Source organism: Flammeovirga sp. EKP202, from assembly GCF_014534745.1.
Taxonomy (GTDB): domain Bacteria; phylum Bacteroidota; class Bacteroidia; order Cytophagales; family Flammeovirgaceae; genus Flammeovirga.
On the sequence record NZ_JACVVP010000019.1, the window covers coordinates 14,953 to 28,904 of the forward strand.

General features: G+C 33.9%; 10 protein-coding genes. 8 read left to right on the forward strand and 2 right to left on the reverse strand.

Translation table 11 applies throughout. From position 1 onward, the window contains the following. Positions 1-9: 9 nt before the first annotated feature. The 7 genes from IC221_RS13175 (at position 10) to IC221_RS13205 (ending at position 10,394) form a co-directional block, all read left to right on the forward strand. Complete coding sequence (locus tag IC221_RS13175) at positions 10-1,635, forward strand: mechanosensitive ion channel family protein (protein ID WP_188169416.1); 1,626 nt, start codon at positions 10-12, stop codon at positions 1,633-1,635. Positions 1,636-1,637: 2 nt separating this feature from the next. After that, entirely contained in the window at positions 1,638-5,303 is a 3,666-nt protein-coding gene (locus tag IC221_RS13180; RefSeq protein WP_188169417.1) for a PAS domain-containing hybrid sensor histidine kinase/response regulator, read from the forward strand. Positions 5,304-5,439: 136 nt separating this feature from the next. After that, complete coding sequence (locus tag IC221_RS13185) at positions 5,440-5,859, forward strand: hypothetical protein (protein WP_188169418.1); 420 nt, start codon at positions 5,440-5,442, stop codon at positions 5,857-5,859. 40 nt (positions 5,860-5,899) lie between these two features. Beyond that, a complete protein-coding gene (locus IC221_RS13190; protein ID WP_188169419.1) occupies positions 5,900-6,490 on the forward strand; it encodes a penicillin-binding protein activator LpoB in 591 nt (196 codons plus the stop codon). A 175-nt stretch (positions 6,491-6,665) separates the two neighbouring features. After that, on the forward strand, positions 6,666-8,051 hold the full coding sequence (locus IC221_RS13195; protein ID WP_188169420.1) for a COG3014 family protein: 1,386 nt from the start codon (positions 6,666-6,668) through the stop codon (positions 8,049-8,051). 180 nt (positions 8,052-8,231) lie between these two features. Next, a complete protein-coding gene (locus tag IC221_RS13200; protein ID WP_188169421.1) occupies positions 8,232-9,692 on the forward strand; it encodes a sodium:solute symporter in 1,461 nt (486 codons plus the stop codon). A 195-nt stretch (positions 9,693-9,887) separates the two neighbouring features. Further along, on the forward strand, positions 9,888-10,394 hold the full coding sequence (locus IC221_RS13205) for a hypothetical protein (protein ID WP_188169422.1): 507 nt from the start codon (positions 9,888-9,890) through the stop codon (positions 10,392-10,394). A gap of 76 nt (positions 10,395-10,470) precedes the next feature. Here IC221_RS13205 and IC221_RS13210 read toward each other — a convergent pair whose 3' ends face one another. Both IC221_RS13210 and recO read right to left on the reverse strand, forming a co-directional pair. Then, positions 10,471-10,845: a hypothetical protein gene (locus IC221_RS13210; protein WP_188169423.1), complete on the reverse strand. Its 375-nt coding sequence runs from the start codon at positions 10,843-10,845 to the stop codon at positions 10,471-10,473. Positions 10,846-10,910: 65 nt separating this feature from the next. Next, entirely contained in the window at positions 10,911-11,606 is a 696-nt protein-coding gene (gene recO, locus IC221_RS13215) for a DNA repair protein RecO (RefSeq protein WP_188169424.1), read from the reverse strand. Positions 11,607-11,716: 110 nt separating this feature from the next. Here recO and dnaG point away from each other — a divergent pair, with 110 nt between their 5' ends. Next, positions 11,717-13,816 (forward strand): DNA primase, encoded by a 2,100-nt coding sequence (dnaG, locus tag IC221_RS13220; protein ID WP_188169425.1) that lies wholly within the window; start codon positions 11,717-11,719, stop codon positions 13,814-13,816. The last annotated feature ends 136 nt before the right edge of the window (positions 13,817-13,952 follow it).

Genomic DNA, 13,952 nt, shown 5'->3' on the forward strand with positions numbered 1-13,952 from the left:
CTTTGTTAAATGACAACGCGTTTATTTTTAATTCTAGTTTTTTGTTCAACTACAATCATCACAGCCATTGGTCAGGATGACGATCATGATGAAATATCAAGTTATCCTAATGATCATGTCTTTTATAATTTCAAAGAGTTAAGTGGTGTGGAGTACTCATTAAGTTCTCCCTATCATACTATGCACACCCACTTAGAAAACCTTGAAGATGACAATTACCACGAAAATGTTTCGGCACAAGCTTTTTCTCAGGAGCATTTTTCATTAAAAGAAAGAAAAAAACTAGCTATCGAATTAAAATTAATCTACACACAAAAAAGCATTTATCTTAACTCACAAGATCTACCTCTTGAAAAAAATTATATCGATCCCAAAAGTAGAACAGAACGATACAGTATAAGTCCTAGGCTACCCAATATTTACCTGGAAAAACAAAAAAATGGGCAATGGAAATACTCGGTGTACTCTACTAATCAAATACATGAATTATTCGTAGAAACATACCCTTCTTTTGCTAGAGAATTAGTAGTTTATACCTCTTCATTACAACAAAGTAAAGGACGACTTTTTGGTATAAAACTTTGGCAATGGATTACTATTTCAGGTATTCTTTTAGTGAGTTACCTTTTTTATATCCTTAGTTTTTGGTTCACTAAACAGATCCTCCAAAGGGTATTGTTAAGATTCAAAAAAGAGCAGTTTGCTAAAATTGTTTTACCAAAGTTGAGAAGGCCTATTGCCGTTGGTCTTTTGATGATTATATGGTATTACATTACTCCATTTTTGTTATTACCAAGTGCTGTTGCCTACGTACTCACAATCATCATAAAAGCAATTTTTAGCTTTTACTTAACAATTTTATTTGTCCATGCAGCTGACTTATTGGTCATAAGGATAGGTTATTTTTCGAGTAAAACGAATGCCGTTGACGCCAATTTATTACCTATTCTAAGGGTTATTTTCAGAATTATTGCTCTTGCCTTAGGTATTTTGGCCACTTTGTATTCTTATGGATTTGATATAACCCATCTTATTACTGGTATTTCTTTTGGTGGTGTTGCTTTAGCATTTGCAGCACAAGATACCATTAAAAATTTCATTGGTTCAGTAATGCTTTTTACTGATAAACCATTTGAAGTAGGTGATTGGATCGTTGTCAAAGGGCAAGAAGGCATTGTGGAAGAAATCGGTTTTAGAACTACTCGAATTAGAACTTTTGCGAACTCTCTTGTCAACATTCCAAACGGATCAATGTCAGACAGTGATATTGATAATTTAGGAAAAAGGCAGTATCGAAGATTTAAAACATATCTAACTATACCTTATGGAACTCCTACGGAAAAAATAGAAATGTTTATCAAAGCCGTAAAAAAAGCTGTCGAAGACCATCCTACCACAAGAAAAGACTTCTATGAGGTACGATTAAATAACTTTGGTGCTAGTGCTTTGGAAATATTGTTGTATATTTTCTTTGAATGTAGGGATTGGAGCGAAGAACTTCAATCTCGTGAATACATCATGTTGAAGATTTTGCGTATATCAGAAAGTATGGGAATTGAATTTGCATTCCCTACACAAACGATACACATTGCAAAAGATGACAATGATGAAGCAGACGCAACTGAGATAGATTAAAGATGAATAATTCAGACCAAAAACCCAAAGTATCAACTCATGAGAATAGCCACTTCAAAGTTTTTGAAGATGCCTATCAAGCTACTGATGCTCCAACTTTTGGATTAAATGACGCAGGGATCATTATTTTCTGGAATGATGCCATGCTTAATATAACTGATTATTATCCAGAAGAAACAGTCGGTCGACATTATTCTGAATTTGCAGAGATATTTTATTATGAAGACACCTTTTCATTAGAAGGGTTGCTTCAAAACCTCACGGGAAAACTCAGAGACCGTAAAGGAGTGGAGTTACAAGTGAGAACTGCTGGGGTTCCTGTCACCGCCAATGGTATACAGCACGTTTATCTGTCGGTACAAAACATCACAAAAGAAACGGTTCATGTTCAAGAACTGGTAAAAAACAATATTCTTATGAAAGAGCTTTTTAGTTCTTCAAGAGAAATGGTAGTGGTGTTTAATAGAAAGGGCAATATCAGCTTTGCAAGTGAACCTTTTAAAAATTTGGTGAATATGACAGATCCTCAAATCAGGAGGACTACGTTTATTAACCTTATTCCAAATTCTCACCGTACAAGGCTTCTTATTGGTCTTAAAATGGCTGAAGAATCTCAAGATGAGCATAAAATGGAATTGACGATAGAAAGTGAATCTCAAAAAAGAATCACTGATTGTCATATTTCTTATAAAGCTGACTCTAAGGACTGTTACCGCCTACATCTTTTTGATATCACTGATAAAAAGAGAAAGGAGTTAGAGCAAGAGGTAAGTATTACATTCGCAAAGCTTTTGCAAGAAAACTTGAAAATCCAAGAGCTTTACGAAAAGGTCTACCTTGCCATGAAACTGGTGGTAGATATGGATAGTTTTCTTTTGCTCCGTTTGAAATTGTCGGGACAAGGAATGTATATTCCTTTTTACAGCACCAAAACTTCTGACCTTGCAGAGAAGGAAGAAGTACCTGCTAGTGAATTTGCATTGGCGATGGCTAACGTACTCAACAGACCAATGTTTATGTACAAAGAGGTCATTCAGAAGTTAGCAAAGCAATATAACCTAAACCTTATCAATGTTCCTGAGATTTGGATGGGTCTTCCTTTGATTTCTAATAACCAGAAAATGGGAATGATCGTGGTCCAATCTTTTTCTGACCGAAAGGCCTTCAGTAAACCTGACCTTAATCTTTTTGATTTAGCAACAGGTATCCTTGCTGCTGCTATTATCAGAGATCAAAGTCAATTAAAAGTAAGGGCACAAAGAGCACAATTAGAAGCCATTTTTGAAAGTGGAGAACAAGCCATCTGGACTTTCAATAAAACAGGAATGGTAACAAGGTATAATCAGCATTTTGCTGAGTACATTAAACAATATTCCAATATTGAATTAATGCCAGGCATGATGCTCAATAGTATTATTCCATTTACGCCACGCTTTGAAGAACATTGGGACCAAATATTAAAAAGAGTTTTTGATGGTGAATCCATCAGTTTTGAATATAAATTTCAAACGTTCTTAGGAACAGAACAATGGCACTCTATCTCTCTAAACCCTGTTAGAATGCAGAGTGGTGATGGAGAAATTATTCAAGAGATTGCCGGAGTAACACAAAATATTACACAGCGTAAGAAGATGGAAATTCATATTGCGGACAGTGAAGAGCTTTTCCGTAATATCTTTGAAACACTCCAAGATGTTTATTTCCGAACTGATTTAGATGGTAATTTCACTTTGATTTCTCCTTCTGTAAAAGATATGTTAGGCGTTAAGCCTGGGGAAATCATCGACAAGCATGTTACTGAGTATTATATTTCAGAATCAGACTTATCGAGACTAATGAAAATGTTGGCAGTAAAAGGTGCTGTCAAAAACCACGAAAGCATTGTTCGAAATAAAAAAGGCGAAGTACGTTACATTCTTTCCAACTTCAGGCTGATTTATGATAAAAAACTCAAACCTTCAGGAGTAGAAGGTTTAGCTAGAGATATTACACCAATCAAGCAATCTGAACACGAACTCAGAGAAGCAAAAGACCTGGCGGAGAAATCTTTAGAAGTTAAAAGACAGTTCTTGTCGAATATGTCACATGAAATTCGTACACCTATGAATGGTGTGATTGGCATGGTGGACTTATTGAGCACAACAGTACTTAGTCAAGAACAGAAAAAGTATGTTTCTACAATCAAACGTTCTTCTGAAATCTTGCTTAATATCCTGAATGATATCCTTGACCTATCAAAGATTGAAGCAGGAAAAATGGAGCTACGTCCTCTGCCAATAGATATTCGAGTAACTATCTCTAAACTTATCGCATTGTTCCATCAAAATGCGAAGAATAAGAGTACTCAATTAATATCTAATGTTGCAGACAACGTACCGAACGTAATTCTCGCTGATGAAACACGTTTGCTTCAAATTCTATCCAACCTCACATCTAACGCGATTAAATTTACTGAAGATGGTACTGTGACAATCAATGTCAACGGTGTTCAAAAATTTAATGGTATTTATACCCTCATGTTTGATGTAATTGATACAGGTTGCGGGATATCGAAAAATGGACAGGCGCAGTTATTCAAGCAGTTCAGTCAAGTAGAAGACTCATACAAACGTACCAAAGGAGGTACTGGACTGGGGCTTTCTATTTCTCAAGAACTCTGTAACATGATGGATGGTGATATTGGTGTTGAGTCTGAACTTAATGTAGGAAGTACTTTCTGGTTTACCATTGAAGTCAAAGAGGTAAATCACTTACCTCCTACCAATAATAATCTAGAGAGTAAAGAATTATTCTCTCAAAAGATCAGTAGTCTTCAACCTAATATTTTAGTAGTAGATGATAATAGTGTCAATATCATGGTGGCCGAAAGTATTCTGAAAAAAGCAGGGTGCAAAACTACCTCTGCAAATAGTGGTTTCAAAGCATTAGAGCTATTAGAAGCTGGTAATGAATATGATATCATTTTTATGGATATTCAAATGCCGAAAATGAATGGTATGGAAACAACCCAACGTATTCATGAAACCTTTAATGATTTTAAGACACCTATTATTGCCATGACTGCTTTTACTCTCGTAGAAGAACAACAAGAGTTTTTGAAAGCGGGTATGGACGACTTTTTACCAAAACCTATCAAAGCCTTCGATTTGCTCAATAAAGTGGAAGAGATCATGAATGATACTTTCTCTTCAAAAGGTAATATGGAAACTTCTGCTACGGTTGAAGTTGATCATGATACGACTTCCTCTCCACCTGATGCGGAAGAAATCGTTGAAGACATTCAAGATGATACTCCAAGAACAGATCAAGTATTGGACGAACATGGTCATATTATTGTAGACTATGCAGTAACAGCAGAGTTGGCTAAATACGGTGGTAACGAGCTTATTCAGCTTTCATTTGAAGACTTTTTTAATGAGGGTGATGATCTGATTCACGAATTGGTAGAAGCAAAAAGTAATAATTCCATTCAAGATGTTAAATCCATTATGCATACTTTTAAAGGTACTGCAGCTACATTGGGAATCATCAAACTGTCAGAAAAAGCAAAGCACTCTGAGCAGAAGTTAAAACACGATGACACAACCAATATGGATGAAGATATTGATGATGTTTTTTCATTGTATAATGAAATCAAAACTACTATTCTCAACAATTTAGGAGAATAATAGAATCTTAAATAAATTGAACTCGTAAATGTTAATACTCAAAAATAAATCTTAAACGTTAATTAATGTTTCTAATGAAACCATTATAACATCTATGACGTTTTCGATAGAACTTAATAACAATCACGTAATAATTATGAAAACAATTACAAAATTAATAGGTTTATTTTCGCTTTCGCTTGGATTTATGTTATTGCTGTCAACTGAATCAATGGCACAAGACCTTGAGAAAAGAAAATCTATCTTAATTAGTAAAGACTGGACTATTACAGAAGTAAAAAGAGAAAAACTTACTAAACAAGAAACTTACGCTTTAGACGAAGGTAACACCCTTCATTTCTCTATTGACAAAAAATTTGGTTTTAAGAATAACACCAATGAATATCTTGCTGGTAAGTGGATTATGGGAAGTAAAAAAGAGTTGCTTCTTACACATGGAAAAGGTGATGGTTCTAGTGATACTACCTCTTCTAGATTTAAGATAGTTAGTATTTCAGAAACTAAAATTGTACTTAAAAAACTCGACAAGCCAAAAGGAAAGTTTGTATTACAGTAACAAAGAATTTAATCACAAAACAATATATCAATAATTCAAAATGAAATTTTCAAGAAGCTTTACATTCGCTATTACAATTATTTCTTTATTATTTGCTGGAGCTTGTTCAAGATCAGTAACACGTGTTGATCCTAATACAACTATTGACCTTAGCGGTAGATGGAATGACTCTGACTCTAAGCAAGTTTCTAAAGATATGATTTCAGATGTTATGAGCCGTCCATGGTTACCTAACTTTGAAAATGCAAACAACAAGAGACCTGTCGTTATTGTTGGTGGTTTTATCAACAAATCTCATGAGCATATCGAAGCTGAAACTTTCATCAAAGATATCGAAAGAGAATTTGTAAACTCTGGTAAAGTAAGAGTTGTTGAAAACGATCAATTCCGTGAGCAAATTCGTGCTGAGCAACAGTCTCAACAAGCTAATGCTTCTGAAGAAACTCAAAAGAAAATTGCTCAAGAATTAGGTGCTGACTTCATCATGTTTGGTACTATTAATTCTACTGTTGACGAATTAGGTAAAGAAAAAGTAGTAAACTACAAAATCAACCTAGAGTTAGCAGATCTTGAGTCAACTGAAAAAGTATGGATTGGCGATAAAGAAATCAAAAAATATATCAAAAATTAATTTGATGTAACGCCTACTCACCTCCCTGATAAATGAACTTTATTAGGGAGGTTATTTTTATTTTACAACCTCAGTATTTTATATTTTTGAGGAAGAGATTTCAAAATCTCTTAGCTAGAGAAACTAGCTTATTAATTACGCATCTTACTCTATAATATTCAATTCACTCTCAAGTATGAATTACCGAATATACCTCTGTACTGTACTAGTTTTTGTTGTTTATGCTTGTGCTCCTACTTTTTACGAAAAAACGTATGAATTCAACAAGGCACTAGCTGAAGGCAATTATGACCAAGCTGCAGTGATGATGGAAGCAAGTGATAAAATGGCCTCAGGTCGACTAGAATTCTTGTATTATGTTAACTCTGGAATGGTGGCGTCCCTTCAGGAAAAGTTTGATTATAGTAATCAAATGTTCCAAAAGGCCGATATTTTCATTGAAGATCATAAAAAGAATGTGCTGGAAGAAGGAGGTGCATTACTACTCAATCCAAACCTCTCTACTTATGGAGGAGAAGATCATGAGAAGTTAATGGTAAACTATTTCAAAGCGCTGAACTATTTAGAATTAAAGCAATACAATGAAGCTATTGTTGAATGTAAGCGTATGAACCTTGCATTAAACAGATTGAGTGAAAAGTATTCTTCTGAAAAGAAATACAAACGTGATGCTTTTATCCATGTTATGATGGGCATCATTTATGAAGCAAACAAAGATCCTAACAACGCCTTCATTGCCTATAGAAACGCATTGGATATCTATCAAAATGATTATGCTCGTTTGTTTAAAATGACAGTTCCACAACAGTTGAAATACGACATTGTTAGAACTGCTCAAGAAACGGGACTATGGGACGATGCTAAAAAATATGCAAAAGAATTTGGGATTGAACTTCCTAAAGAAGATAACTACGCCAACTTAGTTCTACTTTGGAACAATGGTATGTCGCCTGTAAAAGCTGAATGGGGACTTAACTTTGCTATTATTGAAGGAAAAAATGGATGGGTCACTTTTGTGAATAAAGATTTTGGTTTAAGTTTTCCATATTATGTTGGAAATGACAAACTCTCTGTCACTTGGATACGTGCCGTTTTTCCTAAATATGTAGAAAGAAAAAGTTTTTATACCAGAGCTACAGTTGATGATGGAGGAACTCAGTATCCTTTATCTTTTGCTCAAGACATCAATGCCATTTCTTTTAAGGTGTTAGAAGAAAGAATGCTATTAGAATTCAGTAAGACATTACTTCGTGTAGCATTAAAACAAAGTGTTGCTGCAAAAGTGTCTCAAGAAAATGAAGGATGGGGTGCAGCTTTAAGTATATTGGGTTCTGCAACTGAATCTGCAGACACTCGTTCTTGGCAATCACTCCCTAAAGACATTCTTTATACAAGAGTACCAATTAAAGAAGGACAGAAAACAATCGAACTTGAGTTGACGAATATTAAGGGTGGAAAAGAAAAGAGAACAATCGAACTTCCTCAAGTTTACAAGGGAGAAACAATTGTCTTGCCTTACTATACACTTTCATCTTTTGATGCCGCAGCTCATCACTTCTAAGAAGAATAGATTTACAACCTAAAAATAGTCTTCGTGGTCAATTGAACTACGAAGACTATTTTTTTTGGTATTTTTTTCTTATTTCGCATTAGAATCTACTTTTTAAAGAATAAAGACTTTATCCAATCATAACGTAACGATTGATTTAGTTAAATATTTAAGCCATTCAATTTTTTACATATGAGCATTTCCGCCAATCAGAGTTTATTAATTTTTGTTTCCTATATATTACTACTGTTTTTAATATCCTTTTGGACCAGTAAAAACAGTTCTACTTTATCTTTTTTTAACGGCAATAAAAATTCACCGTGGTATGCTGTTATGTATGGTATGATTGGTACTACGTTATCTGGCATTACCTTTATTTCATTACCTGGTATGGTCAAAGGAGCATCATTTAGTTATTTACAAATGAGCTTGGGATATATCATAGGTTACGTCGGAATTGCTTATATTTTAATGCCTATCTATTACAAAAATAACCTGATTTCAATTTATGGATATTTAGATCGTCGTTTAGGAAATAGTGCTTATAAAACGGGTGCCTCGTTCTTTATTCTTTCAAGAGGATTACAAGCTGCAGGTAAGCTTTTTATAATGGCTACTGTTCTACAGACTTTTATTTATACACCTTTGGGAATACCCTACACTGTCAATGCCTTTATCCTTCTTCTTATTATCACCCTTTATACTTTAAATGGAGGAATTAAAACTGTGGTTTGGACAGATACTCTACAAACAACATTTATGATAGGTGCGGGTATTCTTACGCTTTACCTTATTGGTGATCAAATGGAAATGTCTCTTTCAGAGATTTATCAACAAGCAGTAAATGAAACCAATTATACTCAAGCATTTTTTTGGGATGCAAAAGCTCCTAATTATTTCTGGAAACAGTTCATTACAGGGGCTTTCATTGTAATTGTCATGACAGGGCTAGATCAAGATATGATGCAAAAAAACTTGACGATAAAGACCCTAAAGGAAGCTCAGAAAAATATGGTATTATTCAGTCTGATTTTATTTGGCACCATCGCCCTATTCTTAGTTTTAGGAGTTTTCCTTTATCAATATGCTGACTTTTTAGCATTAGAATTGCCCAAAAAGTCAGATCAATTATTTCCGCTTATTGCACAACAAAAACTTGGTTTATTTGGTGCTTGTATTTTCCTTTTAGGCGTTACAGCCGCTGCATTTTCAAGTGCTGATTCTGCTATTACATCTCTGACCACCAGTTTTTGTATTGATTTCTTACAAATTGACAAATCTGATCAATCCGAAAAGGAAAAAGCTAGAATTAGAAAGATTACACATATTGCTTTTGCTTTTGTATTGTTCCTTTTAGTAGTGTTATTCAATAGTATCAATAATACTAATGCGTTAGACACAATACTAAAACTTGCTTCTTACACTTACGGACCTTTACTTGGGTTATTCGCTTTTAGTATTTTGATGAGTGACGAAAAGAAACCTCAATTTGTGCCTATTATTTGTGTTGCCTCCCCCGTGATTTGTTATTTCTTACAAGCAAATTCAATGGCATGGCTCAATGGATATAAGTTTGGGTATGAACTATTATTGCTCAATGGAGTTCTAACATTTCTAGGTCTTTTAATGACTTCATTTCTCAAAAAATTATAAACAAAACCGCCAATAACATATATTTAGTGAAAGTAGTTTAAAAGAGTGTTATAAGATTGTCTACAAAATAAAATAAAACGTCTTATAGGTATAGTGTCTAATCATAACATTCAACTGAACCATGATTGGATAAGTACTAAACCTAATAAGTACCAGAACTATTAAATTTTGTTTTCTTCTAACTCTCAATGTATTATGAAGTCAATAACATTTCTAGCAACTACTTTTATTATTGGTCTCCTTTCTTTTAATGCTTATTTTATTGATTCAAACATTGATCAATTTCAGAAGCCTATTGAGAATTCAATCAATGATGTTGCCTATGTTGAGATTACAACTCAACCTAGACTTCAAGGAGTAAACGTAAACCTTTCAGAAACCATTATCGGTGCTCAAGGAGAGTTTGATAACCTTTTTTTAAGAGTTCAAAGTGATGATTATCTAAAAATATTAGATATCAAGTGTAATAAAAAAGTAGTGAGAGCTGCTTTTGATGGTGAAACTTCCGAGAATATCAGTCTTATTGGACTCTATTTTCCAATTGATCATTCAAAATCAGTTATTCTCAATCTAAAAAAGATGATCAACTCTCAATTAGTTGAAAAAGGGGATTACACGATCGAAGTTCTCATGAGTAATCAGAATGATGATAATGGAAATCCATTAATTCAAAATAAAAAAATTCAGGTTAAAGTCGTTTAATAAAACGAATGATACAAAAATGAAAAAGCACCTTTCAATTCAATTTGAAAGGTGCTTTTTCTGTAGGTAACTTTTTCTAATTTATATCTTTTAAAGGTGTATTTAATGCAGGATTATTTTGAAGGGCATTGACTACCTTTTTATATTCTTTATTTGGCTTTTTAGACCCACATAATACTTTCACTTGTACGCCGTCAGCACTATTTTCAGTAACAATCACTGTTTTTTCAGCCATATAAATTGCTTTATTGTCATCAGCATAAGAAAGTTTGAATTTTGTATTGGTTGATACTTCCAAATTTTGAATCATTCTAGGAACTTCATTCATAGTTGGAGTACTACTTAATATCAAAATATTTTTTCCTTTATCTAATGTCGAGGCATTAATTGAGACGGCTGTTAAACTGATTACTATAAAAGTAATAAACGCTTTGATTGAGGGCTTTTTCATCGTATTAATATTTTATTTTTAATTACTAATACGGTGTTACCTCACTATAAATCAGTTTCTTTTCGTTAATTTCTTTTAAAGGGATTGCCAACATTTCTTAATACCTCCAAAGTCTTCATTTTACCAAAACCTTGAATTTGAAGTTCATAAAATGATAAAATCTTATCCATCAAAATTCTTCGTGTATACAAGTTGAATGACGGAGCTTGGTCGTAATCTTTTTCTATCAAATGATTGATAGCTTGAACTAAAGCAGGGTCAATATGTGCTGTTACTTCTGTTTCTTCCAACAACATTTTACCATCATGAATACCAATCCCCAAGAAATGACTCATTCTAATCATAAACTGCAGGGTAAAACAGTTGTAATTTTCATTCAATGCGTCTAGACTCAATAAGCTATCTGTTAGAAAAGAAAAAAGCTCTGGATTTCCGATTTCATCATCTTTCAATACTTTCTCCAAAAACTCTGTTAAGAACGTAAGAATCATACTTTTTTTGGGCTGGATCCGAAAAGACAGTAATGGGTGATCTATTCTAACTTCTTTGATCATTTGAAGGTTCTTGTTGGGTTGTTCATAAACCTGTAATTCCAGAAGATTCAGCGGTTGATAAAAAGATGCTTTATTGCTTTTTTTACTAAACGCACCTTTTATGATGTAATCCCTTCTACCAAAACGTTCTGTATAGATATGAACTATCAAGGAAGATTCTTGAAATCTCACGCTACTTAATGTTAATGCTTTTGTCTGTTCAATCATCTTCTCTTAATTCTGGATAGTGAAGTTAACTTAAACTCTTAACTTTGTAATAGAATAGTATGTTTCGCCACTAAAATACTTTTTTCTGACAAAAAAGTAGATAAAAATATATGATCCCTCAGGAAACCGTTGATGAAATAAAAAGAACCTTAGATATTGTTGAGGTTGTGGAAGACTTTGTCACTCTGAAAAAGAAGGGCAAATCTTGGATTGGATTGTGTCCTTTCCACGTCGACAATACACCGTCTATGTACGTAACACCGAGTATGAACCTTTATAAGTGTTTTTCATGCGGTGCTTCTGGTGATGCCATCAAGTTTGTACAGGAAAAAGAAGGTCTCAATTATGTAGAGGCTTTAAAGTACCTGGCCAACAAATATGGGATCAAAATAGAGGAAAAAAAGAGATCACCTGAAGAAGAAGAAAAGCACAAAAGAAGGGAAAGCATTTTCCTTACTATGAACTACGCTAAAGAGTTTTTTATGCGTGTCATGCAAACTTCTGATGAGGGGAAATCTCTAGGACTCGGTTATTTCAAAAACAGAGGCTTTACAGGAGACACTATTAACAAATTTGATCTTGGGTACAGTTTAGATTCATGGGATGCTTTAGAAAAAAGTGCTCTTGAGAAAGGATATACAGAACAGGCTTTAGAGTTAGCCGGACTTCGCTCTGAAAACGACAAAGGAAAAAAATATGATCGTTTTAGAGGAAGAGTGATGTTTCCTATTCATGATCTTTCTGGTAGAGTCATCGCCTTTGGTGCTCGTACTTTAAAGAAAGACGGAAAGCCAAAATATCTCAACTCCCCAGAAACTGAAATCTACCATAAAAGTGATGCTTTATATGGTATTTACTACGCCAAAGATGCACTTAGGGTAAAAGACAGGTGTTACCTCGTTGAAGGATATACGGATGTTATTTCTTTACATCAGTCTGGAATTGAAAACGTAGTAGCTTCTTCTGGTACAGCGTTAACAGAAGGTCAGATTAAGCAAATCAAACGTTTTACAAATAACGTAACGGCCCTTTTTGATGGTGATGCAGCAGGTTTAAAAGCAGCAATCAGAGGTGTGGATATGCTTTTGGAACAAGGCTTAAATGTACGCGTTGTCCGTTTACCTGAAGGAGAAGATCCTGATAGTTATTGTTCTAAATTAGGTAGTGATAAATTTTCTCAGTTTTTAAAGGATGAAGAAACTGACTTTATCCTTTTTGCTGCAAAATTATATAACGAAGAGGCAAAAAATGATCCTCTTAATAAGGCAGAAAAGGTAAGGGAGGTGTTGAAAAGTATCGTGAAAATTCCTGATACTATTCAGCAAGAAATCTTTATTAAAGAATGTGCGACTGTTTTTGATATTTCTATCGATGGTTTGATCAAAGAACTCAATGCTTTAAAACAGAGAGAGATTGAACGAATTGAAAAGGAAAAAAACAGAGCCAGAAGATCATATGAAAACCCTAATGGTGGTTCAATTGGCAGTGGATATGTAAGTACTCCTCCAAATGATTTACCTCCACCGCCTCCCGAATTTTATGCTGAAGATTCAAGCTTCCATGATGTACCTCCTCCACCAATGGAAGAAATCAATGGATTGCCTCCCCTTGGAGATCAATTAGCGAAGGAAAGCCCATCACAATCTCTACCTACCCCTGAAAAGAGAATTGCTAAACTAGGTATTCATGAAGAAGAATTTGTTAGAATATTAGTGCTATTTGGAGGGGAATACGTAGATGAAAATGTAGGTTATATTTATGAGTACCTTTTCGACGAATTAGGAGAAATGATGCTTGAAAATGAATTTTGCCAACAAATAGTAGTCGATTATAAAAATGAAACGGCAATGGGTGAAATTCCATCTTTCCATTATTTCACTGAAAAATACAGCAGTGATATGGATAGAAAGAAATTACAGCAAATTCTGAAAACAGAAAACGATAAAACTCCAAGTGAAGAATGGTTCAAAAGACATAGAATTGTGATTCCTAAAAAGGATGAGAACATCGGTAAATTAGCCTACTCCACTCTTTTACACTATAAGCTTACGTATATTGGTGATTTGATTGAACAATGTAATGAGAGTCTACTCACCGCAGAAAAAGAAGCGAATGATGAAAAATTAATGGAAGCTTTTCAATTACTTTCTCTACTAAATCAACAAAGAAGTGAGATTGCTCAAATCCTTGGCATCACAATAAAATTCTAAATTACATCTTTTTAGCACGATTTTTTCATTTCCAAATAATAACATTTTATCTTTAGGGCTTTTGCGTAGATATAGTGTTTCTTACGTCATATCTTCTCTTTACTTAGATAAAATAAATAAATTACAAACATAGATC